This window comes from Pseudomonas sp. StFLB209, from assembly GCF_000829415.1.
GTDB lineage: Bacteria > Pseudomonadota > Gammaproteobacteria > Pseudomonadales > Pseudomonadaceae > Aquipseudomonas.
In genome coordinates this window covers 4,214,728-4,241,595 of record NZ_AP014637.1, presented here as the reverse complement: position 1 = coordinate 4,241,595, position 26,868 = coordinate 4,214,728, and the positions used below count along the sequence as shown (strand labels likewise).

The 26,868-nt window shown below is 61.2% G+C and carries 24 protein-coding genes; 14 read left to right on the top strand and 10 right to left on the bottom strand.

Features of this window, described 5'->3' with window-relative positions:
- The first annotated feature begins 83 nt into the window (after positions 1 to 83).
- The gene (locus PSCI_RS29545; RefSeq protein ID WP_173426692.1) at positions 84 to 257 is read left to right on the top strand and encodes a hypothetical protein; all 174 of its coding nucleotides are present in this window, start codon (positions 84 to 86) and stop codon (positions 255 to 257) included.
- Positions 258 to 520: 263 nt separating this feature from the next.
- Complete coding sequence (gene tal / locus PSCI_RS19050) at positions 521 to 1,447, top strand: transaldolase (protein WP_045490040.1); 927 nt, start codon at positions 521 to 523, stop codon at positions 1,445 to 1,447.
- Positions 1,448 to 1,517: 70 nt separating this feature from the next.
- Here the strand turns inward: tal and rssC are convergent, their stop codons facing one another.
- Together rssC and rssB are read right to left on the bottom strand one after the other, a co-directional pair.
- A complete protein-coding gene (gene rssC, locus PSCI_RS19045) occupies positions 1,518 to 2,003 on the bottom strand; it encodes an anti-sigma factor antagonist RssC (protein ID WP_045490038.1) in 486 nt (161 codons plus the stop codon).
- Positions 2,003 to 3,184: a two-component system response regulator RssB gene (gene rssB, locus PSCI_RS19040; RefSeq protein ID WP_045490037.1), complete on the bottom strand. Its 1,182-nt coding sequence runs from the start codon at positions 3,182 to 3,184 to the stop codon at positions 2,003 to 2,005. The genes rssC and rssB overlap by 1 nt, the downstream gene beginning before the upstream one ends.
- A 251-nt stretch (positions 3,185 to 3,435) precedes the next feature.
- Between rssB and PSCI_RS19035 the strand changes: the two genes are divergently transcribed.
- Positions 3,436 to 3,735 carry a PilZ domain-containing protein gene (locus PSCI_RS19035; protein WP_045490035.1) on the top strand — a complete coding sequence of 100 codons (300 nt, stop codon included), beginning with the start codon at positions 3,436 to 3,438 and terminating at the stop codon, positions 3,733 to 3,735.
- 8 nt (positions 3,736 to 3,743) lie between these two features.
- Here PSCI_RS19035 and PSCI_RS19030 read toward each other — a convergent pair whose 3' ends face one another.
- Positions 3,744 to 4,673 (bottom strand): LysR family transcriptional regulator, encoded by a 930-nt coding sequence (locus PSCI_RS19030; RefSeq protein WP_045490033.1) that lies wholly within the window; start codon positions 4,671 to 4,673, stop codon positions 3,744 to 3,746.
- Positions 4,674 to 4,762: 89 nt separating this feature from the next.
- Between PSCI_RS19030 and PSCI_RS19025 the strand changes: the two genes are divergently transcribed.
- The gene (locus tag PSCI_RS19025) at positions 4,763 to 5,242 is read left to right on the top strand and encodes a GNAT family N-acetyltransferase (protein ID WP_045490031.1); all 480 of its coding nucleotides are present in this window, start codon (positions 4,763 to 4,765) and stop codon (positions 5,240 to 5,242) included.
- A gap of 20 nt (positions 5,243 to 5,262) precedes the next feature.
- Here PSCI_RS19025 and PSCI_RS19020 read toward each other — a convergent pair whose 3' ends face one another.
- Positions 5,263 to 5,964: an MlaA family lipoprotein gene (locus tag PSCI_RS19020; protein ID WP_045490029.1), complete on the bottom strand. Its 702-nt coding sequence runs from the start codon at positions 5,962 to 5,964 to the stop codon at positions 5,263 to 5,265.
- 184 nt (positions 5,965 to 6,148) lie between these two features.
- On the opposite strand from PSCI_RS19020, the gene PSCI_RS19015 reads away from it, so the two are divergent.
- Positions 6,149 to 6,772 (top strand): phosphatase, encoded by a 624-nt coding sequence (locus PSCI_RS19015; protein WP_045490027.1) that lies wholly within the window; start codon positions 6,149 to 6,151, stop codon positions 6,770 to 6,772.
- Between the two features lie 109 nt (positions 6,773 to 6,881).
- Positions 6,882 to 7,151: a DUF4404 family protein gene (locus PSCI_RS19010; protein ID WP_045490025.1), complete on the top strand. Its 270-nt coding sequence runs from the start codon at positions 6,882 to 6,884 to the stop codon at positions 7,149 to 7,151.
- 53 nt (positions 7,152 to 7,204) lie between these two features.
- Here the strand turns inward: PSCI_RS19010 and queF are convergent, their stop codons facing one another.
- Positions 7,205 to 8,035, bottom strand: a complete 831-nt coding sequence (gene queF, locus PSCI_RS19005; protein ID WP_045490023.1) for an NADPH-dependent 7-cyano-7-deazaguanine reductase QueF — start codon at positions 8,033 to 8,035, stop codon at positions 7,205 to 7,207.
- Between the two features lie 160 nt (positions 8,036 to 8,195).
- On the opposite strand from queF, the gene PSCI_RS19000 reads away from it, so the two are divergent.
- Together PSCI_RS19000 and PSCI_RS18995 are read left to right on the top strand one after the other, a co-directional pair.
- Entirely contained in the window at positions 8,196 to 8,870 is a 675-nt protein-coding gene (locus tag PSCI_RS19000) for a heavy metal response regulator transcription factor (protein ID WP_045490022.1), read from the top strand.
- 5 nt (positions 8,871 to 8,875) lie between these two features.
- The gene (locus tag PSCI_RS18995; RefSeq protein ID WP_045494582.1) at positions 8,876 to 10,219 is read left to right on the top strand and encodes a heavy metal sensor histidine kinase; all 1,344 of its coding nucleotides are present in this window, start codon (positions 8,876 to 8,878) and stop codon (positions 10,217 to 10,219) included.
- Here PSCI_RS18995 and PSCI_RS18990 read toward each other — a convergent pair.
- The 3 genes from PSCI_RS18990 to PSCI_RS18980 form a co-directional block, all read right to left on the bottom strand.
- Complete coding sequence (locus PSCI_RS18990) at positions 10,210 to 11,454, bottom strand: lipoprotein-releasing ABC transporter permease subunit (protein WP_045490021.1); 1,245 nt, start codon at positions 11,452 to 11,454, stop codon at positions 10,210 to 10,212. The genes PSCI_RS18995 and PSCI_RS18990 overlap by 10 nt on opposite strands.
- Positions 11,455 to 11,677: 223 nt before the next feature.
- Positions 11,678 to 12,361, bottom strand: a complete 684-nt coding sequence (lolD, locus tag PSCI_RS18985) for a lipoprotein-releasing ABC transporter ATP-binding protein LolD (RefSeq protein WP_173426691.1) — start codon at positions 12,359 to 12,361, stop codon at positions 11,678 to 11,680.
- A gap of 7 nt (positions 12,362 to 12,368) precedes the next feature.
- A complete protein-coding gene (locus PSCI_RS18980) occupies positions 12,369 to 13,619 on the bottom strand; it encodes a lipoprotein-releasing ABC transporter permease subunit (RefSeq protein ID WP_045490019.1) in 1,251 nt (416 codons plus the stop codon).
- Between the two features lie 101 nt (positions 13,620 to 13,720).
- On the opposite strand from PSCI_RS18980, the gene PSCI_RS18975 reads away from it, so the two are divergent.
- Both PSCI_RS18975 and PSCI_RS18970 read left to right on the top strand, forming a co-directional pair.
- Complete coding sequence (locus tag PSCI_RS18975; RefSeq protein WP_045490018.1) at positions 13,721 to 14,299, top strand: PilZ domain-containing protein; 579 nt, start codon at positions 13,721 to 13,723, stop codon at positions 14,297 to 14,299.
- 70 nt (positions 14,300 to 14,369) lie between these two features.
- Positions 14,370 to 15,092, top strand: coding sequence for a glycerophosphodiester phosphodiesterase (locus PSCI_RS18970; RefSeq protein WP_045490017.1), 723 nt, complete (start codon positions 14,370 to 14,372; stop codon positions 15,090 to 15,092).
- 36 nt (positions 15,093 to 15,128) lie between these two features.
- Here PSCI_RS18970 and sthA read toward each other — a convergent pair whose 3' ends face one another.
- Entirely contained in the window at positions 15,129 to 16,523 is a 1,395-nt protein-coding gene (gene sthA, locus PSCI_RS18965) for a Si-specific NAD(P)(+) transhydrogenase (RefSeq protein ID WP_045490016.1), read from the bottom strand.
- 360 nt (positions 16,524 to 16,883) lie between these two features.
- Here sthA and PSCI_RS18960 point away from each other — a divergent pair, with 360 nt between their 5' ends.
- Complete coding sequence (locus tag PSCI_RS18960; protein WP_045490015.1) at positions 16,884 to 18,170, top strand: MFS transporter; 1,287 nt, start codon at positions 16,884 to 16,886, stop codon at positions 18,168 to 18,170.
- Positions 18,171 to 18,298: 128 nt separating this feature from the next.
- On the opposite strand, the gene PSCI_RS18955 is transcribed toward PSCI_RS18960, so the two are convergent.
- On the bottom strand, positions 18,299 to 19,762 hold the full coding sequence (locus tag PSCI_RS18955) for a glyceraldehyde-3-phosphate dehydrogenase (protein ID WP_045490014.1): 1,464 nt from the start codon (positions 19,760 to 19,762) through the stop codon (positions 18,299 to 18,301).
- A gap of 188 nt (positions 19,763 to 19,950) precedes the next feature.
- Between PSCI_RS18955 and mfd the strand changes: the two genes are divergently transcribed.
- From mfd to PSCI_RS18940, 3 genes are all read left to right on the top strand, one after another.
- Positions 19,951 to 23,400, top strand: a complete 3,450-nt coding sequence (mfd, locus tag PSCI_RS18950) for a transcription-repair coupling factor (RefSeq protein WP_045490013.1) — start codon at positions 19,951 to 19,953, stop codon at positions 23,398 to 23,400.
- An 11-nt stretch (positions 23,401 to 23,411) separates the two neighbouring features.
- Positions 23,412 to 23,948: a CsiV family protein gene (locus PSCI_RS18945; RefSeq protein ID WP_045490012.1), complete on the top strand. Its 537-nt coding sequence runs from the start codon at positions 23,412 to 23,414 to the stop codon at positions 23,946 to 23,948.
- A 67-nt stretch (positions 23,949 to 24,015) separates the two neighbouring features.
- Entirely contained in the window at positions 24,016 to 26,736 is a 2,721-nt protein-coding gene (locus PSCI_RS18940; protein WP_045490011.1) for a DEAD/DEAH box helicase, read from the top strand.
- Positions 26,737 to 26,868: the final 132 nt, after the last annotated feature.

Genomic DNA, 26,868 nt, shown 5'->3' with positions numbered 1-26,868 from the left:
TACCCGAGACCATCAGTGGCTACAAGCACGTGCCGCCGCCAGGCGTGCTAAAGTCCGGACGTTTCGGTTAAAAGGGATTGGCAATGAAAACAGGATACCTGGCACTGACAGTGCTTCTGGCCGGCTGCTCGTCGTACAGCGAACGAGGCACTGGCGAAGGCGGACGAGAGATTGGCGAAAACGGCTACACCGTCAGGTGCGATGCCAGCCCACCGAACCAGCCGGGCTGCTACCAGCCCGCACCGTCATTTTCATGATGGCTCTCTGAAAAGCTCAACCTGCGCCTCGGGCCACAGTGAGTGGATGGCACTGACACTGATTGATGCCCGGCAACCACCTGCAGATCATTTGGAACAAGCTCACTGAATGACACTCCAACTCATTCAGCCTTCCCTAATTCACATACCCTGCGGCCATGAAAAATCACCGCTAACCCACACGGGCTGTTTTAGCCCGGCCGTCTTGAGCGGTCGACTAGGCTCGGGTAATGTCATCGCATCGCACAGGACAGAGCACACTCATGACTTCCAAGCTGGAACAACTCAAAGCATTCACCACTGTTGTGGCCGATACCGGCGATTTCGACGCCATCGCCCGTCTCAAGCCAGTGGATGCAACCACCAACCCCTCGTTGCTGCTCAAGGCGGCCTCTAACGAGAGCAATGCTGCGCTGCTGGCCGAGGCCTTCAGCGGTAGTCAGGGTGATATTGGCCTGGCCAGCGACCGCTTTGCCGTGGCCATCGGCCGCAAGATCCTTGACGTCGTTCCTGGCCGCGTGTCCACAGAAGTGGACGCGCGGCTGTCATTCGACACCCAAGCCATGATCGAGCGCGGTCAGCGCCTGATCGGCCTGTATGAAGAGGCAGGCGTGGGCCGTGATCGCATCCTGATCAAACTGGCTTCGACCTGGGAAGGCATCCGCGCTGCCGAGAAGCTGGAAAAAGACGGTATCCAGACCAACCTGACCCTGCTGTTCTCCTTCGCCCAGGCAGTTGCCTGCGCTGAAGCCGGAGTATTTCTGATTTCGCCGTTCGTGGGGCGTATCTACGACTGGTACAAGAAATCCACCGGGCAGGAATACACCGGCGCCCAAGACCCTGGCGTGCAGTCAGTGACGCGCATCTACAACTACTACAAGGCCAATGGCTACAACACGGTGGTGATGGGTGCGAGCTTTCGCAATATCGGTCAGATCGAACAGCTGGCAGGCTGTGATCGCCTGACCATCAGTCCCGATCTGCTCAAACAGCTGGATGAAGACCAAGGCAGCCTGACCCGGCAATTGGCGCCCGGCCAGGCCGGTGAAGAGCGTCTGAGCCTGAGCGAGAAACAATTCCGCTGGCTGTCCAACGAGGATGCAATGGCCACCGAGAAGCTGGCCGAAGGCATTCGTCAGTTTGCCCGCGATCAGGAAAAGCTCGAAGCCCTGCTTTCGGCAAAGGCCTGATACAAAAAAGGGCGATACCTGCGCAGGTATCGCCCCTTCTTTGCTGACGTCAGCTAACGCCCGCCAAAAACTAGCGCTGCCCCTCCAGGGCATTGACCAGGTCGTGAAACGCTTCACGATTGGACTCGTTGAGACCCATCAGAATCTTGTGCGCTTCCAGCACCTTGGCCTTGACCACTTCCTCACCCTGATCCTGGGAGGGCAAGTCAGTCAGGCACTCCGGGCACGGGACCGGGTGATCGACAATATTGAACACCTGATCGAAGCCCATCGACTGCAGCAGCCGAGTGATGTCTTCGTGGGTGGTCACCAGGGTTGGCAATAGCCCGACCTTCTGCCGCGACAATATCGAGAGTTTGGCCAGCAGGCCCAATGTGGTGCTGTCAATGCTGCGCGTTTCGGTCAGATCGATCACGATGGCCGAGAAATTCAGCGCGGTGAAGATCCGCTCGATCGTCGCATCCAAGGCCGAGCACAAGGTCAGACGTACTTCACCGACGAACTTGAGAACGAAGGTGCCTTCTTGCTCGGCGAACTGGATTCTACCGGTACTCATCAAAGATTCCTGCTCAACACTAACAAGGCGATATCATCCGGCATCTCCCCTAGCGTAGCCAATTCGAAAACCTGACGCAGACCATCCAGGCTGCCGCCCGCCGTCTTGACCAACTCTGGCAAGGCAGCTTCTTTCTCCTTGAGTGTATCACCGGGCAGCAGATCCAGTATGCCATCAGACAACAGGGTCAGGCTGAACGCCTCGGGTAACTCCAGGACGTGATCCTGATAGGTGGCTTCCTGAAACAAACCTACCGGCAGGCCGCGGCCCTCAAGATAACGGCCCTGACCTTCGCTGAACAATACCGGCAGCGGTAAATGACCGCCCACCGAATAGGTCAGCGTGCCCGCCTGCTCATCAATCACCCCGCCCACCATGGTTACGTGTTTGCCCAGCTTGCAGCTGATCAGCCCGCGATTGATATGCCCCAGCACATCGGAAGGCTTGAACTCAGGCAGGGTCCCCCCCCGCTTGGACTCGAACAGCAACCGCGTGGTCATGAACTTCAGCAGCACGGTAATGAACGCCGATGACGCGCCATGACCCGAGACGTCCGCCAGGTAGAACGCCACACGGCGCTCGTCGACCCGAAAATAGTCAACGAAGTCACCCGACAGATACAGGGACGGAATGATCTGGTGGGCGAAGCTGAACTGCTCGGTGGACCAGGGACTGGTTGGCAGCATGTTCATCTGCACTTGCCGACCGGCATCCTGATCTTCCTGCAGCAGGTGCAGGCTCGCTTCAAGCTCGCGATTGGCGGTTTCGAGCTTTTCCCGGTAGAGCCGGTTTTCCTGCTCCAGGCGCGCGCGATCAAGGGCGCGATGCACCGAGTGCTCAAGCACTGCGAGGTCTTCGAGGGGTTTGATCAGGTAATCGGCAGCGCCCAGGCGCAAAGCCTCGACGGCGTCGCTCATGACACCGGCACCAGAGACCACGATCACCGGCATTTGTGGCGAGCTAGCAGTGACCTTGCGGATCAGCTCGAGGCCGCCCATCTGGGGCATGCGCAGATCGCAAATGATCAGGTCGGGGTTTTCCTGCTCGAAAATCTCGACACCCTGCTGGCCATTGATGGCCTGCAGGACATTGAAACCACTGTCTTCCAGGTAGGCGGCGATACTCGCACGCACGACCTCGTCGTCATCGATAATCAGCAGCGTTGCACTGGTTTTAGGCATGTGGGCAAACGGCGCCAGATCAGGTTGAGGTAGGCGGCCCGGTACATGCCGGAGCTGCTTACTGGATTCGCTTTCTAGCCACTCTGGACGACAATACGCCGACGCTTCAGAGGTGCCCTTCAAGGCGCAGACGGTACTCCCATCCGCCGGGCGTTTCAAGCGAACTTCCACGCTTGATTTACGTCTTTACATCACAAATCGCCGGGAGTTATAAGAACGCTTAGTTCAGCAACCAAAACTTAGGACAAACCATGAGCCGTATCGATCAGGGATATGCCGAGAAGCGGGATTTCATCCGTATGCGCGTCGATGCCGACGTCAGCATCATCCATGCCGGGCAGATCATTCCAGCCGTATGCCTGGACCTGTCCAGCAGTGGCATGCAGGTACAGGCGCCCCGCACGTTCCAGGTCGGTGACAGGTTGAAAGTGCGGATCGACTCTGACCACCCTGCCCTCAAAGGCCTGGAAGCTGAAACCGAAGTGGTCTGGCTGGCCGACCAGGACGATGGCGGTCAGAAGCTCGGGCTGTCGATCATTTCCATGAGCTGAACACGCGCTCAAGCGGGCGGCAGCCCGGCAAACAATGTGAGTAACTGGCCCGCCATCCAGGCATGGGCGTCACTACGCGCATACTTGCGGTGGCTGTAGAGCCGCAGCACGTAGGGTTTGATCGGAAACGGTGGCGCAAACTGCACGATATCTGCCGCCGGCGCGAGTTGGCGCGCGGCGTGCCCGGCCAGGGTCATGATCAGATCGCTGCCGCCGATGATGAATGGCCCGACCAGCACCGCCGGAATCTGCAAGGCCACATCGCGCTGCAAGCCCATACTTTGCAGGACCAGATCCACCACCCCGCAGCTCTCGCCCCACGGTGTCACCACCACATGCCGCTCGGCCAGATACGTCGCCAGGTCCAGGCTGTTACCGATCCTTGGATGGCCGCGCCGGGCGATCACCACGTACTCCCCGCTCGACCAGTCTTCGCAGTCGATACCCGGCGGCAGGCTGTCACGCTCCTCGCCATAACCAAGGGCGAAATCGATCCGCCCACACGCCAGGTCTTCGATGCAGATCTTGCGCTCGGCGTGCACAACCTTGAGCCGCAAGCGTGGCGCGCAGTGCTGCAGCCGCGCCAGCAACCCAGGCAACAGTTGCAAGGCGGTGTAGTCGGTGGCGGCAAAGGTAAACACCCGCTCGCTGGTCAGCGGCTCGAACGGCGCCCACTGTTCGAGCTCATCGCTTAACGTGGCCAGGCTCAGCGCAACGACGCTGGCAAGCTGCTCAGCCCGCTGCGTAGGACGCATGCGATTACCCTGACGAATGAACAGTTCATCGCCCAGCGCCTCGCGCAGCCGCGCCAGAGCGTGACTGAACGCCGATGCACTGAGCGAGACTTCTTGCGCCGCAGCGGCCACTGTGGCGTGGCGGTACAGGGCATCGAAGATGCGTAGCAGGTTCAAATCCAGTCGGCTCAACACAGAATGCATAGCGCTCACTCAACCCTGAATAAATTGCACTACATGCAGCTTACTGACTGATTTAGGCTGCTGTACATCCCAACCACCGAGCCGCCAGCATGAACCTCAACATCCGCCCAGCCCGCCGCGAAGACGCCGCACAGATCCTGGCCTTCATCACCGAACTGGCCGATTACGAAAAAGCCCGTCACCAGGTGCTGGCCAGTGTTGCTGACATCGAGCGCACGCTGTTCGTCGAACAGGCCACCAGCCATGCCCTGATCTGCTGCCGCGACGAGCAGCCCATCGGGTTCGCGGTGTATTTTTTCAACTATTCGACCTGGCAGGGCCGCAATGGCCTGTACCTGGAAGACCTTTACATCAGCCCCGAACAGCGCGGCACCGGCGCCGGCAAATTGATGCTCAAACACCTGGCCCGTGAGGCCTGTGCCAAAGCGTGCGGCAGATTCGAGTGGAGCGTGCTGGACTGGAATGAACCGGCCATTCGCTTTTATGAATCAATCGGTGCGCGCCCACAGACCGAGTGGGTGCGCTACCGAATGGAAGGCGAGGCACTGAAGACCTTCGCCGAGAGCTGACAGCGGATTGTCGGCAAGAATCAGAAGTCGTCTTCGACCTGACCGTCCTTGACCTTGAATTCGCGGTTTTGCAGGTAGGCGTTACGAATAAAGGTGTACTTGTCGCCGGTCACCAGACGCTCGGCCGACAGCAGGCTGGCGCGGGTATCGATCAGGTTCACACCCAATGCCGAATTACGGGTCGGCACGTGATCGACGTAACGCCACGGCGTGGTGTAGCTGTCCGGGTATTTGGCAAAGGTATCGCGCACAGTGCTGGGGCCGAACAGCGGCAGTACAACGTAGGGACCGCTGCCTACGCCCCAGTAACCCAGGGTCTGGCCGAAATCTTCGTCGCTGCGTTGCAGGCCCATGCGCGTGCCGACATCGACGAAACCCAGCAGGCCGAACGTGGTGTTGACGATCAGCCGCGCGGTGTCGACCCCGGCAGCGTGAGGCTTGGCCTGCAGCACGTTGTTGGCCAGGTTGCCGACATCACCGATGTTGTTGAAGAAGTTGTGTACGCCATCTTCCACGAACTGTGGCGCGATGAACTGATAGCCCTGAGCGATCGGCTTGAGGGTGTAGGTATCAACCAGATCGTTGAAGCGAAAGATCGGCCGGTTGATGCTTTCCCAAGGGTCATCCTCGGCGGCCTGGACAGCCATCGGGACCATAGCGACGCCGGCGCACAGAGACAGACGGGCCAGTCGCTGGATAAAGCCGTTACGCGATTGGGGCATAACGCAAACTCCTGTCAGAGGTGATGACCCGGCCACAGCGGCGGGCAAAGACAGGCAGTATAAAGCCTTCGCGACCAATCAGGCAGACTTGCATACGCGCGCCAGCATCGCTGACGGTCACCGCGCATTCATATTTCTGTCATCGAGCTCCGGTAGCGTGCAGGCTATTTCGGAGAATCCCGCCATGCTTGCACCGGTCGACACGCCCATGCCGGCTTTTTCCGCCCTGCTGTTCGGCCTAAGTGGCTGTCTGGTGGATTTTGGCGGGCAAGCTGCCAGCAAAATGGACAGCCAAAGCGAGGCCGCTCTCGACAGCCACGCGCAACTCACGCCCGGCGCACTGGAAAGCTTGCACAGCCTGCGCCAGCAAGGCATTCCCTGCGCCTGGCTGGACGATCTGCCCGACCCGCTGAGCCTGAGCCTTTCAAGCCCGCTGGGCGACTTGATCTGCGCCACCCCGCGCAGCCCGGTGCAGTGGCCGGCGCCGGATGCCTGCTGGCTGGCCCTGATGACCCTGAAGGTCAGCCAGCTCGACGGCTGTGTGCTGGTCAGCGGTAATCCACAGCTGTTGCAATCAGGCCTGAACGCCGGGCTATGGACCATCGGCCTGGCCTCCTGCGGTTCACTGTGCGGCCTGAGCGCCGAGCAATGGCAGGCACTGGATCACGACCAGCGCGAGCGTCAGCGTGCCCAGGCCACGCTGCACCTGTACAGCCTGGGCGCCCACTCGGTGATCGATCACTTGGGCGATCTGGAGTCGTGTCTGGCCGATATCGTGCTGCGCCGCAGCAAGGGCGAAAAACCCTGACGCCGGTCAGCGGCAAAGCACTCCGATCTGGATTAGGCTTACTGGCAACAGGGACCTTTCGCCTGCACCAAGGGTCCATGAGTGAGGCTTATCGAAGAAGGAGCACGCCATGCCCGCCCGCGAACTGCAAGAACAACTCAATGCCCTGCATGAGCAACTGGAACAGAACCCGCCGCTGTCGGAAACCGAGCGTGTTGAGCTGCATGAACTGATGCAACAGATCAAAAGCAAGATCGAACTGGAAGACGCCACTCACACGCAAGACACCAGCCTGGTGGATGGCGTCAACCTGGCGGTCGAGCGCTTCGAACTGGAACATCCGGGTATCGCCGGCACGCTGCGTAATATCGTCGTGACCTTGGGCAATATCGGCATCTGACACCCTTCAAAAAAAAGCCCGTCATTTGACGGGCTTTTTCATTGCAAAACATTTCACTGACGTGCCAGACGCTCGTTGCTGATCGGCAAGGCATGGGTGCTGCGGTACGGATTGATGTCCAGCCCGCCACGGCGTACATAACGCGCATACACAGTGAGTGTTTCCGGCTTGAGCAAGCGCTGAAGATCGAGAAAGATGCGCTCGACGCACTGCTCATGGAAATCCGAATGCTGGCGGAAGCTGACGATGTACGCCAGCAGGCTGGCCGGGTCCAGTTGCGCGCCGCGATACTCCACCACCACCGTGCCCCAGTCCGGCTGGCTGGTCACCGGGCAATTGGATTTGAGCAGGTGACTGTAAAGGCTATGCTCGACCACCTGGGCCGGGTCACAGCGCAACAACTCGGGACGCGGATGATCATAGCTGCTGACTTCGATATCCAGCTCATCGATGCACTCGCCAGGCAAGGCCGCCACACCCTGTGCAGTGATCTCGTCCAGGCTGCTGATACGCACGCCAACCGGTTTGCCGGCCGCTGCCGACAGGTCGCTGACCAACACTTCGTGCAAGGCTTCACGGCTGGTGAATACGGTCTGATTCAGGGAGTTGAGGTACAGCTTGAACGACTTGGACTCGATAATATTCGGCGAGTCGGCCGGCACGCTGAACTCGGCAATCGCCACCACCGGCTTGCCCGACGGCAGCAGCCAGGACAGCTCATAACAGTTCCACACATCGACGCCCTGATACGGCAGTGTCTCGGCGCTCAGGCCCAATTCGGCCCATTTCGCGGCGCGCGGAATCGGAAACAGCAACTCAGGCGTGTAGCTAGAGACGTACTCACTGGACTTGCCCAGAGGCGAGTGTTCGGCGGCAGGATGCATGGCGGTATAGGAATCTCGGAAAATAACCCGGCAAGTCTACCTGTTTTGCCGGCAGCGTTCAGCCCGTGCGGCCATGCGGCGGATTACAACACAGTAAGCTTGCACCGCTGGCCCGCCTGACACGGTATAAAGCCTGTTTTAAGCAAGCAGTGATCGGCAGATGAAATTACTGATCGTCGAAGACCAGGCCCGCACCGGCCAATCCCTGCGCCAGGGGCTCAACGAAGCCGGCTTCGACAGCGAGCTGGCTAATGACGGCCACAGTGGCCTGCACCGCGCACTGAGCGGCGAACATGCGCTACTGATTCTCGATGTGATGCTACCCGGCGTCGATGGCTGGCAGATTCTTGAGCAACTGCGCGCCAACGGGCTACAGACCCCGGTGTTGTTTCTCACGGCCCGCGATGCCATCGAAGATCGGGTCCGCGGCCTGGAGTTGGGCGCCGATGATTATCTGGTCAAGCCGTTCGCATTTTCCGAGTTGCTCGCCAGGGTCCGCACCTTGCTGCGTCGGGCGCCGCCTCAGGAGACCTGCCTGCAGCTTGGCGAGCTGCGTCTGGACCTGTTGCAGCGCAAGGTCGAGCGCGAGGGGCAACGCCTGGACCTGACCACCAAAGAATTCGCCCTGCTGGAACTGCTGTTGCGCCGCCAGGGCGAAGTGCTGCCCAAGTCGCTGATTGCTGCCCAGGTCTGGGACATGCACTTCGACAGCGACACCAATGTCATCGAAGTGGCGGTGCGCCGCCTGCGCATGAAGGTCGATGACGACTTCGACCACAAGCTGATCCACACCGTGCGCGGCATGGGCTACGTACTGCAGGAGCAGGCGCCGTGAGCAGGCTGGCAAGACTGTCGTTGCGCAGCCGCCTGGCGCTGCTGTTCGCGGGCTGCACAGCGCTGGTGTCACTGATTGCCGGGGCGCTGTTCAGCCAGACCAGTGCCAGTCACTTCGTGGAACTGGACCAGCAATTGTTCGACAGTCGACTGGCCAGCCTGCGGGCTGCGTTGCAAGACGTAAAGGATCCTGCGGCGCTGGCAACGCATCAAACGCAATTGACCAGCCATGCCGATCTGATGCTGCGCATCAGCGATGCCCAGGGTCATATCTGGTTCGATAACACCCCCTCACAACTCTCGCTGCCGTCCAGCACTGGCCTGCATACCCTGAGCGAGACTCTGGGCGACTATCGGGTCTTCACGGCACCGCTGGACCCGGCGCAGCCCGGCTCGCCGCGCCTGACGCTGGTGCTGGACATCACTCACCATCAGCACTTTCTACAGCGCATGCAGCACCTGATCTGGCTGACCGTGGGGCTCTGCGCCCTGGCCACCGCACTGCTCGGCGCCTGGGCGGCGCGCAGCGGTTTGCGGCCGCTGCAGCGCATGAGCGCAGTGGCGGCCGGGGTCTCGGCCAGCTCGTTGACCACTCGCCTGCCCGACGCCCGGATGCCAGCCGAGCTGGCCGAACTTACCCGCACCTTCAACGCCATGCTCACCCGCCTGGAAGACAGCTTTCAGCGACTCTCGGCGTTCAGTGCCGACATTGCCCATGAGTTACGCACGCCGCTGTCCAACCTGCTGACCCAGACCCAGGTGACCCTGACCCGGCAGCGAACGCCCGAACACTACCGCGAAACGTTGCTCGGCAATCTGGAAGAGCTGCAAAGCCTGGCGCAGATGGTCAATGACATGCTGTTGCTGGCCAAAACCGAACAAGGCTTGCTGGCCCCGGCGCAGGATGAACTGCGCCTGGAAGATGAAGCCGATGCGGTGCTGGAGTACCTTGCACCGCTGGCCGAGGATGCCAGCATCGAGCTGCACCGCGTGGGTCAGGCAGTGTCGCGTGGTGATCGCGCCCTGTTACGCCGGGTGCTGTCCAACTTGCTGAGCAATGCCCTGCGCTTTACCCCAAGCGGCGGCCAGATTGCCGTAATACTGCAAGACAGCGCCGCAGGCGCGATGCTGACCGTAGAGAATCCCGGGGCGGACATCCCGCCCCACGTCGTGGCGCGCCTGTTTGATCGTTTCTATCGCGCCGATACTTCGCGGGCCGACCGTCACGAGCATGCAGGGCTGGGATTGGCGATCTGCCGCTCGATCATCCACGCCCATGGCGGGACGATCGAGTGCCAGTCACAAGGCGGGCTGACCCGCTTCGTGATCCGCCTGCCAGCTTATTCGTAGCGCAGGGCAGTCGCCGGCTCGACCTTGGCGGCACGCCAGGCCGGGTAGATGGTGGCCAGAAAACTGAGAATGAAGCCGGCGCTGCAAATCAGCAGCACGTCAGCAGCCTGCAACTCGGACGGCAGGTTGCTGATGAAATACACATCAGCGCTGAACACATGCTGGCCGGTAACCCGCTCCAGCCAGCCGACCAGCGCACTGACATTCAGCGCTGCGATCACCCCCAGCACGCCGCCGATCAGGGTACCCACCACACCGATCAGGGAGCCCTGAATGATGAAGATCCCCATGATCTGCCGCGGCGTCGCACCCAGGGTGCGCAGGATCGCGATATCGGCGCCCTTGTCGTTGACCACCATGATCAGCGTGGCAATGATGTTGAACGCCGCCACCGCAACGATCATCAGAAGCAGCAGGCCAATCATGGTCTTTTCCATCTTCATGGCGCTGAACAGACTGCCCTGGGTGTGGCTCCAGTCATCGGCGCGATAGGCACTGCCGAGCCCGCCGGCAATCGACCTGGACACCTCTGGCGCCTTGTACAGATCCTTGAGCGCCAGACGCACCCCCTGCACCTGACCAGGCTGCCAGCGTTGCATCTGCCCGGCATCGGCAATATTCATCAACGCCATCGAGCCATCCAGCTCGGCACCGACCTTGAACAGCCCCACCACGGTCAGACGCTGCAGACGCGGCGTGATGCCGCCAGGCGCATTGCTGATTTCCGGCACAATCAAGGTCAGCGCATCGCCCACATTCAAGCGAAAACGCCGCGCCGTGATCTCGCCCAGTACCACCCCGAACTCGCCGGGTTTGAGGTCTTGCAGGCTGCCACGGGTGATGTGCCGGGTCACAATCGAGACTTCATGCTCACGGGCCGGATCGATGCCGCTGACCTGAATCGGCTGCATGGCGCCACGGTACGACAGCATGCCTTCCATTTCGGTCAACGGCGCAGCCGCCACCACCTCAGGATTGCGCAGCGCTGCATCGGCAACCTGCTGCCAGTCGTCCAGCGGCTTGACCCCGAGAATCGAAGCGTGCGGCACCATGCCGAGGATGCGCGAGCTCATTTCCCGCTGAAAGCCGTTCATCACGGACAACACAACGATCATCGCCAGCACACCGAGGGCCAGGCCAATCATCGAGGTCATGGAAATGAACGAGATAAAACTTTTGCGACGCTTGGCCCGGGTGTAGCGCGCGCCGATGAAGATGGATAAGGGTCTGAACATTCGCAGGGCACCTAGCGTGGTGAATCACAAGTTAACTGCACAATACTGGCGGTGCCTTGCACTGCCATGCAGCGTTGCCACTCCTCGCCATAGCCCTGCTATGGCTCGTCGCGGCGCCTTGCCTGGCTGCAAAAATCACTCGCCATTTATCACGCGAACTTGTGACTCACCACGCCAGGCAAAGAATCGACCCGCCACCTCAGGAGGTAGCGGGCCGGCTGAATCAGTCGGCGACCAGCCGGCCGTCTTCCAGGCGCAGGACACGGTCCATCTGCCTGGCCAGATTCAAGTCATGGGTCACCACCAGAAACGCGGTGCGCGACGCGGTGCTCAGCTCGCGCATCAGGTCCTGAATCCCCTGCCCCGTGTGATGGTCGAGGTTGCCGGTCGGCTCGTCGAGCATCACCAGACCTGGCTCGTTGACCAGTGCCCTGGCAATCGCCACGCGCTGACGCTCACCGCCAGACAGCTCGGCGGGCTTGTGCGCCAGACGATGGCTCAGGCCGACCCGCTTGAGCAACGCGGTGGCCCGATCGCGCGCCTCAGGGATCGGCGTTTTGCCGATCAGCAACGGCATGCAGACGTTCTCCAGCGCGGTGAACTCAGGCAGCAGGTGGTGAAACTGATAAACGAAGCCCAGCGCCCGGTTGCGCAGCAGGCCACGCGCTTTCTCGTTCAGCGCAGACAGCTCTTCACCGGCCAGCCAGACACTGCCCTGCGACGGTGTATCGAGACCGCCCAGCAGGTTGAGCAAGGTACTCTTGCCGGAACCCGAACTGCCGATGATCGCCACCCGTTCGCCGGGAAACAGTTCCAGTTGCAGGCCAGACAACACCACAACTGACTCCGGCCCCTCATCGTAGGACTTACCCAGGTTGCGGCAACTCAACACAGCTTTTTCAGACATGCCCGACTCACTCATAACGTAACGCCTCTGCCGGCTGGGTGCGCGCTGCGCGCCAGGCTGGATACAGGGTGGCGAGGAAACTCAGGAGCAATGCGGCGCCACACACCTGAAGCACATCCTGAGCCATCACTTGTGACGGCAGGTAGTCGATGAAGTAGACATCCGCATTGAGAAACTTGTGGCCGATCAGGCGTTCCAGACCGGCAATCGCAGCACTGACATTGAGCGCAGCCAGAATGCCCACCCCGGCACCGATCAGGGTGCCGACCACGCCGATCACGGTGCCCTGGACCATGAAGATGGCCATGATCTGCCCCGGCGTGGAACCCAGCGTACGCAGGATCGCGATATCACCCTTCTTGTCGTTGACCACCATCACCAGTGTGGAAATGATGTTGAACGCCGCCACCGCAACGATCAGCAACAGCAGCAAGCCAATCATGGATTTCTCCATGCGGATGGCCTGGTACAGGTTGCCGTGAGTGCGGGTCCAGTCACGCGAGTAATACTTGCTGCCGCCAAGATCCTGAGCGATCTGCCAGGCGCCACGCGGTGCCTCGAACAGGTCATCGAACTTCAGGCGCAGGCCCTGCACCTGATCGGGCTGCCAACGGCGCAGGCGACCCAGGTCCTCGATATTGGTCAGGCCGAGAAAACCGTCGATCTCGCCGGCACCGACATGAAAGATACCAACCACGGTAAAGCGCTTCATGCGCGGAAACAGACCGGCCGGGGTCACTGCCACTTCGGGCGCGACAAAGGTCAGCTTGTCACCGAGGCTCACACCCAGCTTGTTCGCGGCGCGGTCGCCGATGATGATGCCGAACTCACCCGGCGCCAACTGGCTGAGCGCGCCCTGACGAACGAATTGGCTGATGATCGAAACCTTGTCTTCCTGGCTCGGGTCAATACCATTGAGCAGGACTTTCTGGACCATGCCTTCGTGGCTGAGCAAGCCCTGCATCTGGGTAAACGGCGCCACCGCCTGCACGCCCGGGCTGGCGCTGACTTTGGCGGCCAACTGCGGCCAGTCGCGGATCGGCTCGTCACCTTCGACCGTGGCATGCGGCACCATGCCCAACACGCGGGTACGCATCTCGTGATCGAAACCGTTCATGACCGACAGCACGACAATCATCACCACCACGCCAAGGGCCAGGCCGATGATCGACGTCAGGGAAATAAAGGAAACAAAATGATTACGTCGCTTGGCACGGGTGTAGCGGGTGCCGATAAAAGCAAAAAGAGGTCTGAACATTTAAGGAATTGTTCGCAGGAATGGGACATCCGTGTGGCGGGCTGCCATGTGCGGCCTTACACTCGAAACTCTCTGACCACAGCCGCAGGCACGGGTTCGCCATGTCGACATTAGATGAAGAAAGACGCCGCGAATACTACCGTATCGAAGACAGCGTCGCACTGGAAATTAACCCGCTCGACGAGGCCGCCAGCTGCACGATGCCGCGCATTACCGCGCTGTTTCAGTTGCTCAGCGAGCTGCATGTCAGCGAGTTCGAGTCCCAGCATCTGCTACGCCAGCTCGATGACCGCGACCGGGTGTTGAACGGTTTCCTCAAAGCCATGAGCAAGCGCATCGACCTGCTCGGCCAGGTCGTGGCCAATACCGCACTGGGCGAACTGGGCACCCCGCAACCGGTACTGCTGTCTGAAGGCGGGATCCAGTTCAGTTCAGCCCAGGCCTACACGCCTGACTCACGCCTCTCGATCAAAATGGTTCTCATGCCACAAGCGGCCGGGATGATGCTCGAAGCCCGAGTGGTGAGTTGCGCGCCCAAGGCAGATAACGCCTTCGAAATTGATACCGAATTTGTCGACCTGCCCGATGCACAGCGGCAATTGCTCGCCCGTCACGTGCTGCAGCGCCAGGCCCAGCAGCGACGTCAGGCGCGGGAACAGAACACAGCGCCCGACGCATGAGCATCGGGTCCATCAATCGTCTATTCGCGGCTGAAGCGGATCGCCGCCCGGCCGCTGCTACGGAGTATTTGTGACGCTAATTTATGGCCACCGCGGCGCCAAGGGCGAAGCCCCCGAGAACACCCTTGCCAGTTTCCAGCAGTGCCTGAAGCACGGCGTGCGCCGTTGCGAACTGGACCTGCACCTGTCTCGCGACGGCGAACTGATGGTCATCCATGACCCAACCCTCAAACGCACCACCGACCGGCGCGGCAAGGTTCATGAACATGTGGCCAGCGATCTGGTGACTTACGACGCCCGTCGCGGCGGTCCCGGCTGGGTCAGCCCCTGTCCGATCCCGCGCCTGGAAACCCTGTTCGAACACTGCGATTTCGATCACTGGCAACTGGAAGTGAAAAGCGCATCAAGGGTCCGCGCCGCCAATACGGTACTGGCCATCCGCGAGCTGGTGCAGCGCCACGGGCTGCTCGACAAGGTGACCATCACGTCCAGCTCACGGCAAGTGCTGCGCGCAGCACTGGAACTGACGCCGGACATTTCTCGTGGGCTGGTAGCCGAATATGCCTGGCTCGACCCGTTGAAGGTCGCGCAAGCCTATGGCTGTGAGATTCTCGCCCTGAACTGGACATTGTGCACCCCGGAACGCCTGCTCAAGGCTCAGCGCCAGGGGTTGCACGTGTCGGTATGGACAGTCAACGAACCGGCGCTGATGCGCCGGCTCGCCGACTTCGGCGTAGACAGCCTGATCACAGACTTTCCCGGTTTGGCCACTGCCACCCTCGGGAATCGCTGATCTCTCCGGCCGGCTCAGGCCGCCGGCCGGAGCCGCTCAAAAAAGCCGGTTGAGACCGTCGTAGGCCGCTACCCGATAGGCTTCGGCCATGGTCGGGTAGTTGAAGGTGGTATTGACGAAGTACTTCAGCGTATTGGCTTCACCTGGCTGGTTCATGATCGCCTGGCCGATGTGAACGATCTCCGAGGCCTGGTCACCGAAGCAATGCACGCCCAGCACCTCAAGGGTTTCACGGTGAAACAGGATCTTCAACATACCGACCCGCTCATCGGAGATCTGCGCACGGGCCATGCCTTTGAAAAATGCCTTGCCGACTTCATACGGCACCCGGGCTTCGGTCAGCTCAGCCTCGGTCTTGCCGATCGAACTGATCTCGGGAATCGTGTAGATGCCGGTAGGCACGTCGTTGACGTAGCGCCAACTGCCGTTATCCACCAGGCTGCCCGCCGCTGAACGCCCCTGGTCATAGGCCGCACTGGCCAGGCTCGGCCAGCCAATCACGTCACCGGCGCCATAGATATTGCTGACCTCGGTGCGGTAGTTTTCATCGACTTCGATCTGCCCGCGACCGTTGGCTTTCAGGCCGACGTTTTCCAGGCCCAGCTTGTCGGTGTTGCCGGTCCGTCCGTTGCACCACAGCAACGCGTCGGCCTTGATCTTCTTGCCGGATTTGAGGTGCAGGACCACACCATTCTCCAGGCCTTCAACGCGCTCGTACTCTTCGTTGTGACGAACCATGACGTTGTTGTTGCTGAAGTGGTAACTCAGGCCCTGGGAGATTTCCTTGTCCAGGAAGCTCAGCAACTGATCGCGGTTGTCGACCAGCTCGACCAGCACGCCCAGACCACTGAAGATCGAGGCGTACTCGCACCCGATCACACCGGCGCCGTAAATGATCAGCTTGCGCGGGGTATGGCTGAGGCTCAGGATCGTGTCGCTGTCGTAAATTCGCTTGTGGTTGAAATCGATATCAGCCGGGCGATAAGGCCGCGAGCCGGTGGCGATGATGATCTGGTTGGCGACCAGTTTGTCGACCACGCCGTTGCTGCCGACCACGCTGACGCTGTTTTCGTCAGAGAAGCTGCCGGTGCCGAAGAACACGTCAACGCGGTTACGCGCGTAGTAGCTGGTGCGCGAGGTCACTTGCTTGGCGATCACCACCTCGGCGCTTTTCAGCACATCCGGGAAAGAGAACCAACGCGGCTCGCCAATGGCGCGAAACATCGGATTGGTGTTGAAGTGGATGATCTGCTTGACCGCGTGACGCAGTGCCTTGGAAGGGATGGTACCCAGATGGGTGCAGTTGCCACCGACCTGACGGCGGCTGTCGACCATCGCGACCTTGCGACCGGCCTTGGCAGCGTTCATTGCTGCGCCTTCGCCGGCGGGACCGGACCCCAATACCACGACATCGTAGTTGTAGACAGCCATGCGTACTCCTATAGAACAGGCCGCGCGCCGGGTTGGCGTCTGCGGCTAAATGACGCGTTGCAGTCTAGTGCTGCGCTCAAGCCGGGAACATTACCCCTTGGTCGTGACGAAGGCCACTTTTTCGTGGGTAATACATTGTTTCCGTGTGGGTAATCCTTTTTTGCCTGCTGCCCCTGCCAACCTGAACAAACCTTGAACCAGCCTTTCATTAGCTCGCTAACGGCTCTGGACAGGTTGTTTGAGGGCATTTTTACACATACTGTTACAAATAGCCCTCATCCGGGCACAGACCCGGAGTGCTGCCACGGCAGCCAGCAGACTGACCAACAACCTCAATATCCAGCCTGAAGAGTCAGAGCCATGACCACAACCACCAGCAAAGGCAAGGCGATTTTTCGCGTTGTCAGCGGCAATTTTCTCGAAATGTACGACTTCATGGTCTATGGCTTCTACGCCACGGCCATTGCCAAGACGTTTTTCCCTACCGACAGCGCATTTGCCTCGCTGATGCTGTCGCTGGCCACCTTCGGCGCCGGCTTTCTGATGCGGCCGTTAGGGGCGATTTTTCTGGGCGCTTACATTGACCGCCACGGGCGCCGTAAAGGGCTGCTAATTACTCTGGGTCTGATGGCCATGGGTACGTTGCTGATCGCCTGCGTGCCCGGCTACAACAGTATCGGCCTGGCCGCGCCCTTGCTCGTTCTGCTGGGCCGCTTGTTGCAGGGCTTCTCGGCCGGCGTTGAGCTGGGCGGCGTGTCGGTTTATCTCGCGGAAATTTCAACGCCAGGCCGCAAAGGCTTCTTTGTCAGTTGGCAGTCGGCCAGCCAACAGGCTGCTGTGGTGTTTGCCGGGCTGCTGGGTGTGGCGCTGAATCACTGGTTGAGCCCTGAGCAGATGGGCGACTGGGGCTGGCGCCTGCCGTTCTTCATCGGCTGCCTGATCGTGCCGGCGCTGTTTATCATCCGTCGTTCGCTTGAGGAGTCTCCAGAGTTCGAAGCGCGCAAGCATCGCCCGACGTTGAGTGAAGTGCTGCGCTCGATCCGCCAGAACTTCGGCCTGGTATTGGCCGGCATGGCGCTGGTGGTGATGACTACCGTATCGTTCTACCTGATCACCGCCTACACCCCGACCTTCGGCAAGAACGAACTGCACCTGAGCGACCTGGAAAGCTTGCTGGTGACCGTCTGCGTCGGCGTGTCGAACTTCATCTGGCTGCCGGTGATGGGCAGCCTGTCCGACCGCATCGGGCGGCGGCCATTGCTGATCGGCGCCACCGTGCTGGCCATTCTCACCGCCTACCCTGCCCTGTCCTGGCTGGTCGCGCACCCCAGTTTTGCCAACCTGCTGACCGTCGAGCTGTGGCTGTCATTCCTGTATGGCAGTTACAACGGCGCGATGGTCGTGGCGCTGACCGAGATCATGCCCGCCGATGTACGCACCACCGGTTTCTCGCTGGCCTATAGCCTGGCCACCGCCACCTTCGGAGGCTTCACCCCGGCAGCCTGCACCTGGCTGATTCATGAACTGGGCAACAAAGCGGCACCAGGCATCTGGCTGACCGGCGCGGCGATCCTTGGCCTCATCGCCACCCTGGTGCTGTTCCGGGCCAAGAGCGCTACAAGCGGCAAGCTTCAAGCCGCAAGCTGAGCGCGCCGCCTGCACAAACTGCAGACGAAAAAAAACGGGTCGAACATTCGACCCGTTTTTTCTGGTGATGCCCGGTCAGCCCAGACAACACCCACTTGCAGCTTGCCGCTTACAACTTAAAGCTGCGTTTACGCAGGAAACGCTGGCGGGTTGACCCCGGCCATGTCTTCCATCACGCGCACCACCTGGCAGCTGTAACCGAACTCGTTGTCGTACCAGACGTACAGCACAACGCGGTTGTCGTTGGCGATGGTCGCTTCGGCGTCGACAACACCGGCGTGACGCGAGCCGACGAAGTCGGTGGAAACCACTTCCTGCGAGTTGACGTAGTCGATCTGCTTGTGCAGATCCGAATACAGCGCGGTGTCGCGCAGGTATTCGTTGATCTCTTCGCGAGTGGTGGCCTTCTCCAGGTTCAGGTTCAGGATCGCCATCGAGACGTTCGGCGTCGGCACGCGAATCGCGTTACCGGTCAGCTTGCCAGCCAGTTCCGGCAGTGCTTTGGCAGCTGCGGTGGCGGCACCGGTCTCGGTGATGACCATGTTCAGCGCGGCGCTACGGCCACGGCGCGAACCTTTGTGGAAGTTGTCGATCAGGTTCTGGTCGTTGGTGTACGAGTGAACGGTTTCAACGTGACCGTTGACGATGCCGTACTTGTCATTGACCACCTTGAGCACCGGCACGATAGCGTTGGTGGTGCAGGACGCCGCCGAGATGATCTTGTCATCGGCAGTGATCTGACCGTGGTTGATACCGTGCACGATGTTCTTGAGCTTGCCTTTGCCCGGCGCGGTCAGCACCACACGATCAACACCCGGGCAGGTCAGGTGCTGGCCCAGACCGTCGGCGTCACGCCATACACCGGTGTTGTCCACCAGCAGCGCGTCGCTGATACCGTACTGGGTGTAATCCACCTCGGTCGGGCTCTTGGCGTAGATCACCTGGATCAGGTTGCCGTTGGCGGTGATGGTGCTGTTGGCTTCATCGATGGTGATGGTGCCGTCGAACGAACCATGCACCGAGTCGCGGCGCAGCAGGCTGGCGCGCTTGACCAGATCGTTCTCGGCGCCTTTGCGCACCACGATGGCGCGCAGGCGCAGGCCCAGACCACCACCGGTTTTTTCGATCAGGATACGCGCCAGCAGGCGGCCGATGCGGCCGAAACCGTACAGGACCACGTCCTTGCCCTTGGCAGGCGTAGCACTTTGCTGACCCACCACGGCGGCCAGTTCGGCACGCACGAATTCCTCGGCGCTGCGGCCGTTGCCTTCGGTCTTGAACTTGACGGCCAGACGGCCCAGGTCCACGGAAGCGGCGCCCAGCTTGAGCTCGCTCATGGCCTTGAGCAGGGGGAAAGTCTCGTGTACGGACAACTCGCTCGCATCGGCCTGGCGATGACGGGCAAAGCGGTGAGCCTTGAGAATCGCGATGACTGAACGGTTGATCAGGCTGCGGCCGTAGATCGAAGTGACCACATTGTTATTGCGGTACAGCTGGCCGAGGAGCGGGATCATCGCCTCGGCGAGGGCTTCACGATCGATCCATTCACCAAGGCACTGGTCGGGCTTCTGAGTCACGGGAACCTTCCACATGTAGGGGCTGAAAAAAGGGGCTACATTATGACCGCCCCAGTGTTTATGAGCAATGCGCGGTTGTCAGATCTTCTGGCACTACATAAATTCCATGTTTAAAAGCCCGCCGACAGCGCTGGAAAACTGACAGCCCCACTGCACCCCGTTACAATCGCCGCCTTTGTCGCCCAGCTGGAGTCCGACCGTCCGTGTCTGTTCTGCGCCTACCGCATCTGCCTGCCGCCGCCGGCAAACAACACTGGGGCAACCTGCAAGGTGCCGCCTTAAGCCTGGCCATCGCCGAAGCTGCCAGCGCCGCGCGGCGCTTTACCCTGTTGCTGACCGCTGACAGCCAGAGTGCCGAGCGTCTTGAGCAGGAGCTGAAATTCTTCGCCCCGGAGCTTGCGGTGCTGCATTTCCCGGACTGGGAAACCCTACCCTACGACCTGTTCTCGCCGCATCAGGACATCATTTCGCAGCGGATCTCCAGCCTGTACCGCCTGCCGGAACTGGACCACGGCGTGCTGGTGGTGCCGATCACCACCGCCCTGCACCGCCTGGCCCCGACCCGATTCCTGCTGGGCAGCAGCCTGGTGCTGGATGTCGGCCAGAAGCTTGACGTCGAAGCCATGCGCACTCGGCTGGAGGCCAGCGGCTACCGCTACGTCGACACGGTTTACGAGCATGGCGAGTTCACCGTGCGCGGGGCCCTGCTGGACCTGTTCCCAATGGGCAGCAAACTGCCTTATCGGATCGACCTGTTCGACGATGAAATCGAAACCCTGCGCACCTTCGACCCGGACACCCAGCGCTCAATCGACAAGGTCGAGTCTGTGCGCCTGCTGCCGGCCAAGGAATTTCCGCTGCACAAGGATGAAGTGGTGCGCTTCAAGGCGCGCTTTCGCGAACGCTTCGATGTCGACTTTCGCCGCAGCCCGATCTTCCAGGACCTCAACAGCGGCATCACCCCGGCCGGGATCGAGTATTACATTCCGCTGTTTTTCGAAGAAACCTCGACCCTGTTCGATTACCTGCCGCAGGACACCCAGGTGTTCTCCCTGCCCGGCATCGAGCAGGCGGCCGAGAACTTCTGGAACGACGTACGCAATCGTTATGAAGAACGGCGCATCGACCCCAACCGGCCGCTGCTGCCGCCTGCCGAACTGTTCCTGCCGGTGGAAGACTGCTTTGCCCGCCTGAAGAACTGGCCGCGGGTGGTCGCCAGCCAGCAGGACATCGAAGCCGGTGCCGGTCGCGAACGTTTCCCGGCCCAGCCCTTGCCAGAACTGGCCATCGAAGCCAAGGCCAGTCAGCCACTGGCGGCGCTGTCGAACTTCCTCGATCAGTTCCCCGGCCGCGTGCTGTTCACCGCCGAATCGGCCGGCCGCCGCGAGGTGCTGCTGGAACTGCTTGATCGCCTCAAACTGCGGCCGAAAACCGTCGAGGGCTGGCAGGATTTCGTCGCCGGCACTGAACGTTTGGCAATCACCATCGCGCCGCTGGATGAAGGCCTGGTTCTCGATGACCCATCCCTGGCGCTGGTCGCCGAGAGCCCGCTGTTCGGTCAGCGGGTCATGCAGCGCAGGCGCCGGGAAAAACGCGCCGAGCACGGCAACGATGCGGTTATCAAGAACCTTACCGAACTGCGCGAAGGCGCGCCGGTGGTGCATATCGACCACGGGGTGGGCCGCTATCAGGGGCTGGCGACCATTGAGGTCGACAACCAGGTCGCCGAGTTCCTGACCCTGGTGTACGCCGACGACGCCAAGCTCTACGTGCCGGTGGCCAACCTGCACCTGATCGCCCGCTACACCGGCAGCGATGACGAACTGGCACCGCTGCACCGGCTGGGTTCGGAAGTCTGGCAGAAGGCCAAGCGCAAGGCGGCCGAACAGGTCCGCGACGTGGCCGCCGAACTGCTGGACATTTACGCCCGCCGCGCAGCTCGCGAAGGTTATGCCTTCGAAGACCCGAAAGCCGATTACGCGACGTTCAGCGCCGGGTTCCCGTTCGAAGAAACTCCCGACCAACAGTCGAGCATCGAGGCCGTACGCGCCGACATGCTCGCCGCCAAACCCATGGATCGCCTGGTGTGTGGCGACGTGGGCTTTGGCAAGACCGAAGTGGCCATGCGCGCTGCGTTCATTGCCGTGCATGGCGGCCGCCAGGTCGCGGTGCTGGTGCCCACCACCCTGCTCGCCCAGCAGCACTACAACAGTTTCCGCGACCGCTTCGCCGACTGGCCGGTCAAGGTCGAGGTGATGAGCCGCTTCAAATCGGCCAAGGAAGTCAACGCCGCCGTGGCCGATCTGGCCGAAGGCAAGATCGACATCGTCATCGGCACCCACAAGCTGCTCTCGGACGATGTGAAGTTCAAGAACCTGGGCCTGGTGATCATCGACGAAGAACACCGCTTCGGGGTGCGCCAGAAAGAACAGCTGAAAAACCTGCGCAGTGAAGTCGACATCCTGACCCTGACCGCCACACCGATCCCGCGCACCTTGAACATGGCAGTGTCAGGCATGCGCGACCTGTCGATCATCGCCACCCCGCCAGCCCGTCGGCTGTCGGTGCGCACCTTCGTCATGGAGCAGAACAAGCCCACGGTCAAGGAAGCGCTACTGCGTGAACTGCTGCGCGGCGGCCAGGTGTACTACCTGCACAACGACGTGAAGACCATCGAGAAATGCGCCTCCGACCTCGCTGAACTGGTGCCCGAGGCCCGCATCGGCATCGGGCACGGACAAATGCGCGAGCGTGAACTCGAACAGGTGATGAGCGACTTCTACCACAAGCGCTTCAACGTGCTGGTGGCCTCGACCATCATCGAGACCGGCATCGACGTGCCGAGCGCCAACACCATCATCATCGAGCGTGCCGACAAGTTCGGCCTGGCCCAGTTGCACCAGTTGCGCGGCCGGGTCGGGCGCAGTCACCACCAGGCCTATGCCTACCTGCTGACCCCGCCGCGCAAGCAGGTCACCCCGGATGCCGAAAAGCGTCTGGAAGCAATCGCCAATACCCAGGACCTGGGCGCCGGTTTCGTGCTGGCCACCAACGACCTGGAAATTCGCGGCGCCGGTGAACTGCTTGGCGACGGCCAGAGCGGCCAGATCCAGGCGGTGGGCTTCACTCTGTACATGGAAATGCTCGAACGTGCGGTCAAGGCCATTCGCAAAGGCGAACAGCCCAACCTCGACCAGCCGCTGGGCGGCGGCCCGGAAATCAACCTGCGCGTACCGGCACTGATTCCCGAGGACTACCTGCCCGACGTGCATGCACGGCTGATCCTCTACAAGCGCATCGCCAACGCCACCGACGAAGACGGCCTCAAGGATCTGCAGGTCGAAATGATCGACCGCTTCGGCCTGCTGCCTGAGCCGACCAAAAGCCTGGTGCGCATCACTCACCTGAAACTGGTCGCCGAGCAACTGGGGATCAGCAAGATCGACGCCGGGCCGCAGGGCGGGCGTATCGAGTTCGCGGCCAACACGCCGGTCGACCCGCTGACCCTGATCAAGCTGATTCAGGGCCAGCCCAACCGTTACAAATTCGAAGGCGCCACGCTGTTCAAATTCATGGTGCCGATGGAACGCCCTGAGGAGCGCTTCAACACCATTGAGGCGCTGCTGGAGCGCCTGACCCCGAAATCTGCCTGAAGGATGTGTTCATGCGCATGTACCGCTCATTGATCCTGTTCACCACCGTGCTACTGGCTGCGCTGTCCCCGAGCGCCTTTGCCAATGATCAATACCTGGTCGAAGCCATCCTGTTCCGCCAACTCGGCGAGCCGGCCGCGACCCCACAACCGGCGCCCGAGCACTGGGACGCCGGCGCGCCCCGGATTGAAGCCGGCAACCAGCGCGCCACTGCACTCAACGGCCTGGCCGAAAAACTCACCGCCAGCGGCCAGTATCAGGTACTGATGCACCGCGCCTGGCAGCAACAGATCGGCGAGCAACCGAGCCGCGTGGCCGTGACCCAGGGTGATGAGCAGTTCGGTCATTTCCCGGTGCAAGGCACGCTGAGCGTGGCGATCGGCCGCTTCACCGACTACGACGCAGAATTCTGGGTCAACCGCCTCGATAGCCACGGTATTTTGCAAGGCAGCGAGCGGCTCAAGCAGAGCGCCCGGATCAAGAACGGCGAGCTGACCTTCCTCGACTACGGCAGCCTGGCCCTGCTGATCAAGGTTTCTCCACTCTGATCCGCGCAAAGCCGGGTACACTGTCCGGCTTGTTCAAAGCATCGCCACTGCAAGGCCTTACACACCGGTGTCATCGATTCTTGAAAAAGTCCTGGCCAGACCATGGACACACTTCTTCAAAGCCCAGACGCTTGAGCGCGGTCGTGACTATGCGCGACAGAAACGCATCAGCCTTGAGCAGGTCAGCGACCAGGTCGTGCGTACCCGCTGTCGTGGCAGCGGTGGCGAGCGCTACAGCCAGTCGCTGGTGCTTCAGGACCCGGCGCTGACCCCGCATTACCTGGTATGCACCTGCACCTGCCCGGTACGCAGAGACTGCAAGCACTGCGTGGCGGCGCTGCATTACCTGCAAGACCCGCACAACCGCGATGAACTGCTGCAGGCCATGCCAGCGCCAGCGCTCGCGCAGCCGAAACTGCCCGAGCGGCTGATCGATGACCTGCAACCGCGTCCGCGCCTGACCCTGGCCAGCCTCGAATTCACCGCCTTCGAACCGCGTAACGGGCGCATGCAGCGGCAGACTCATCACCGTGCGGCGTTGGCATTTGCCTACGGCAAGCACTATGCGATAGGCACCACCCATGTAAGCATCCTGACCAGCAGCCTGGGCAGCGATCTTGTCAACCAGAAAAGTGACATCCTCGAACACACCGCGACCGAAACCCTGCGCATCCGCCGTCAAGGCGAGCGCGAACGCGAGCTGCGCCAGCAACTGAGCGACATGGGCTTCAAGATCGCCACCCGGCAAAGCAAGGCACTGCCTGACAGCGCAGGTGAAATGTACGAGCTGCCCGGCGAAAAAGCCTGGCTGCATTTTGTGCTCGATGACCTGCCGAAACTGCGTGAGCAAGGCTGGGAAATCGACATCCGCGACGGTTTCGGCTTCGATGTCACGCCGGTGGATGACTGGTATGCCGTGGTCGACGAGCAGCAAGACCGTAACTGGTTCGACCTGGAACTGGGCATCATCGTCAATGGCGAGCGCCTGAGCCTGCTGCCGATCCTGATCAACCTGCTGCGCAGCCATCCCGAACTGACCAGCCCCGCCGCCGTGGCCAAACGCGGCGATGAAGAACAATTGCTGGTGCAGCTCAACCACTTCACCCAGAGCGGTGGTAGCCCGGTGCAGATTGCCCTGCCCTTTGGCCGGCTCAAACCGGTGCTGGCCACGCTTGGCGATTTCTACTGGCGCGAGCCGGACAACCCGCGCCTGCGCCTGAACACCGCCGACGCGGCGCGGCTGGTCGAACTCGACGAGCTGCCGCTGTCCTGGGAAGGCGGTGACCGACTGCGGCATTTCGCTGAACGCCTGGCCAATATCAAGGATGCGACCGTCAGCCTGCCCGAGGGGCTCAACGCCCAGTTGCGCGCTTATCAGCTTGAGGGCCTGAGCTGGATGCAGTCGCTGCGCGAGCTGGAAGTCGGTGGCGTACTGGCCGATGACATGGGCCTGGGCAAGACCCTGCAGACCCTCAGCCACTTGTTGCTGGAAAAACAGGCCGGGCGTCTTGATCGTCCGGCTCTGGCGGTGATGCCCACCAGCCTGATCGGCAACTGGCTCGACGAAGCAGCACACTTCACCCCGCAGTTGAAGGTACTGGCCCTGTACGGTGCCCAGCGCCATCAGGACCTGGCCGACCTGCAACGCTATGACCTGATCCTGACCACCTACGCGCTGCTGCCCCGCGATGTCGAGCATCTGGAAAAACTGCCCCTGCATGTACTGATTCTCGATGAAGCGCAGTACATCAAGAATCCCAAGAGCAAGGCCGCCCAGGCGGCCGGTCAGCTCAAGGCCCGACAGCGCCTGTGCCTGTCCGGCACACCGCTGGAAAACCACCTGGGGGAACTCTGGTCACTGTTTCACTTCCTGATGCCCGGCTGGCTGGGCAGCAGCAAGGAGTTCAACAGCAACTACCGCTCCGCGATCGAAAAGCATGGCAATGTTGATCGGCTCAAGCACCTGAATTCGCGGATCAAACCGTTTCTGCTGCGCCGCACCAAGGAGCAGGTTGCCACCGAGCTGCCGCCCAAGACCGAGATCATCCAGTGGGTCGAACTCAACGATGGCCAGCGCGACGTGTATGAAACCGTGCGCCTGGCGATGGACAAGAAAGTCCGCGACGAGATCGACCGCAAGGGCATGGCGCGCAGCCAGATCGTCATCCTTGAAGCGCTGCTCAAGCTGCGCCAGGTGTGTTGCGACCTGCGGCTGGTCAACAACATGCCGATCAACCCGCGCCACGGCAGCTCGGCCAAACTTGCCGGGCTGATGGAAATGCTTGAGGAACTGCTCGCCGAAGGACGGCGCATCCTGCTGTTTTCGCAGTTCACCTCGATGCTCGAACTGATCGAGCAGGAGCTTGAGCAACGCAACATCGCCTATTCGCTGCTGACCGGCTCGACCCGTGACCGGCGCACGCCGATCCGCGACTTCCAGGAAGGCCGCCATCCGGTGTTCCTGATCAGCCTCAAGGCCGGCGGCACGGGCCTTAACCTCACGGCTGCCGACACCGTGATCCATTACGATCCGTGGTGGAACCCGGCGGCGGAAAATCAGGCCACCGACCGCGCTTACCGGATCGGTCAGGACAAGCCGGTGTTCGTCTACAAGATGATTGCCCGGGGTACGGTGGAAGAGAAGATCCAGCGCCTGCAGCAGGATAAATCCGCACTGGCCGCCGGTGTTCTCGATGGCCGTACCCAAGGCGACTGGAAGCTCAGCGATGACGATCTCAAGGCGCTGTTCGCGCCGTTGCCGCCAGCGCCGAAGAAGGACCGCCGCTAGGGTCAATACTGTTCGGTTAGGCGCTATATACCTCTGTGGGAGCTACCTTGGTAGCGAAGACGGCGGAATGCCGGACCACAGCCACCTGAACGCCGGCCGGCTGTTCCCACCGGTCTGACCGAACAGTATTGG

Excerpts from the sequence above, each read along its gene's own strand:
- PSCI_RS29545 (WP_173426692.1), top strand. The coding sequence starts at position 84 with ATGAAAACAGGATACCTGGCACTGACAGTGCTTCTGGCCGGCTGCTCG.
- tal (WP_045490040.1), top strand. The coding sequence starts at position 521 with ATGACTTCCAAGCTGGAACAACTCAAAGCATTCACCACTGTTGTGGCC.
- rssC (WP_045490038.1), bottom strand. The coding sequence starts at position 2,003 with ATGAGTACCGGTAGAATCCAGTTCGCCGAGCAAGAAGGCACCTTCGTT.
- rssB (WP_045490037.1), bottom strand. The coding sequence starts at position 3,184 with ATGCCTAAAACCAGTGCAACGCTGCTGATTATCGATGACGACGAGGTC.
- PSCI_RS19035 (WP_045490035.1), top strand. The coding sequence starts at position 3,436 with ATGAGCCGTATCGATCAGGGATATGCCGAGAAGCGGGATTTCATCCGT.
- PSCI_RS19030 (WP_045490033.1), bottom strand. The coding sequence starts at position 4,673 with ATGCATTCTGTGTTGAGCCGACTGGATTTGAACCTGCTACGCATCTTC.
- PSCI_RS19025 (WP_045490031.1), top strand. The coding sequence starts at position 4,763 with ATGAACCTCAACATCCGCCCAGCCCGCCGCGAAGACGCCGCACAGATC.
- PSCI_RS19020 (WP_045490029.1), bottom strand. The coding sequence starts at position 5,964 with ATGCCCCAATCGCGTAACGGCTTTATCCAGCGACTGGCCCGTCTGTCT.
- PSCI_RS19015 (WP_045490027.1), top strand. The coding sequence starts at position 6,149 with ATGCTTGCACCGGTCGACACGCCCATGCCGGCTTTTTCCGCCCTGCTG.
- PSCI_RS19010 (WP_045490025.1), top strand. The coding sequence starts at position 6,882 with ATGCCCGCCCGCGAACTGCAAGAACAACTCAATGCCCTGCATGAGCAA.
- queF (WP_045490023.1), bottom strand. The coding sequence starts at position 8,035 with ATGCATCCTGCCGCCGAACACTCGCCTCTGGGCAAGTCCAGTGAGTAC.
- PSCI_RS19000 (WP_045490022.1), top strand. The coding sequence starts at position 8,196 with ATGAAATTACTGATCGTCGAAGACCAGGCCCGCACCGGCCAATCCCTG.
- PSCI_RS18990 (WP_045490021.1), bottom strand. The coding sequence starts at position 11,454 with ATGTTCAGACCCTTATCCATCTTCATCGGCGCGCGCTACACCCGGGCC.
- lolD (WP_173426691.1), bottom strand. The coding sequence starts at position 12,361 with ATGTCTGAAAAAGCTGTGTTGAGTTGCCGCAACCTGGGTAAGTCCTAC.
- PSCI_RS18980 (WP_045490019.1), bottom strand. The coding sequence starts at position 13,619 with ATGTTCAGACCTCTTTTTGCTTTTATCGGCACCCGCTACACCCGTGCC.
- PSCI_RS18975 (WP_045490018.1), top strand. The coding sequence starts at position 13,721 with ATGTCGACATTAGATGAAGAAAGACGCCGCGAATACTACCGTATCGAA.
- sthA (WP_045490016.1), bottom strand. The coding sequence starts at position 16,523 with ATGGCTGTCTACAACTACGATGTCGTGGTATTGGGGTCCGGTCCCGCC.
- PSCI_RS18960 (WP_045490015.1), top strand. The coding sequence starts at position 16,884 with ATGACCACAACCACCAGCAAAGGCAAGGCGATTTTTCGCGTTGTCAGC.
- PSCI_RS18955 (WP_045490014.1), bottom strand. The coding sequence starts at position 19,762 with ATGTGGAAGGTTCCCGTGACTCAGAAGCCCGACCAGTGCCTTGGTGAA.
- PSCI_RS18945 (WP_045490012.1), top strand. The coding sequence starts at position 23,412 with ATGCGCATGTACCGCTCATTGATCCTGTTCACCACCGTGCTACTGGCT.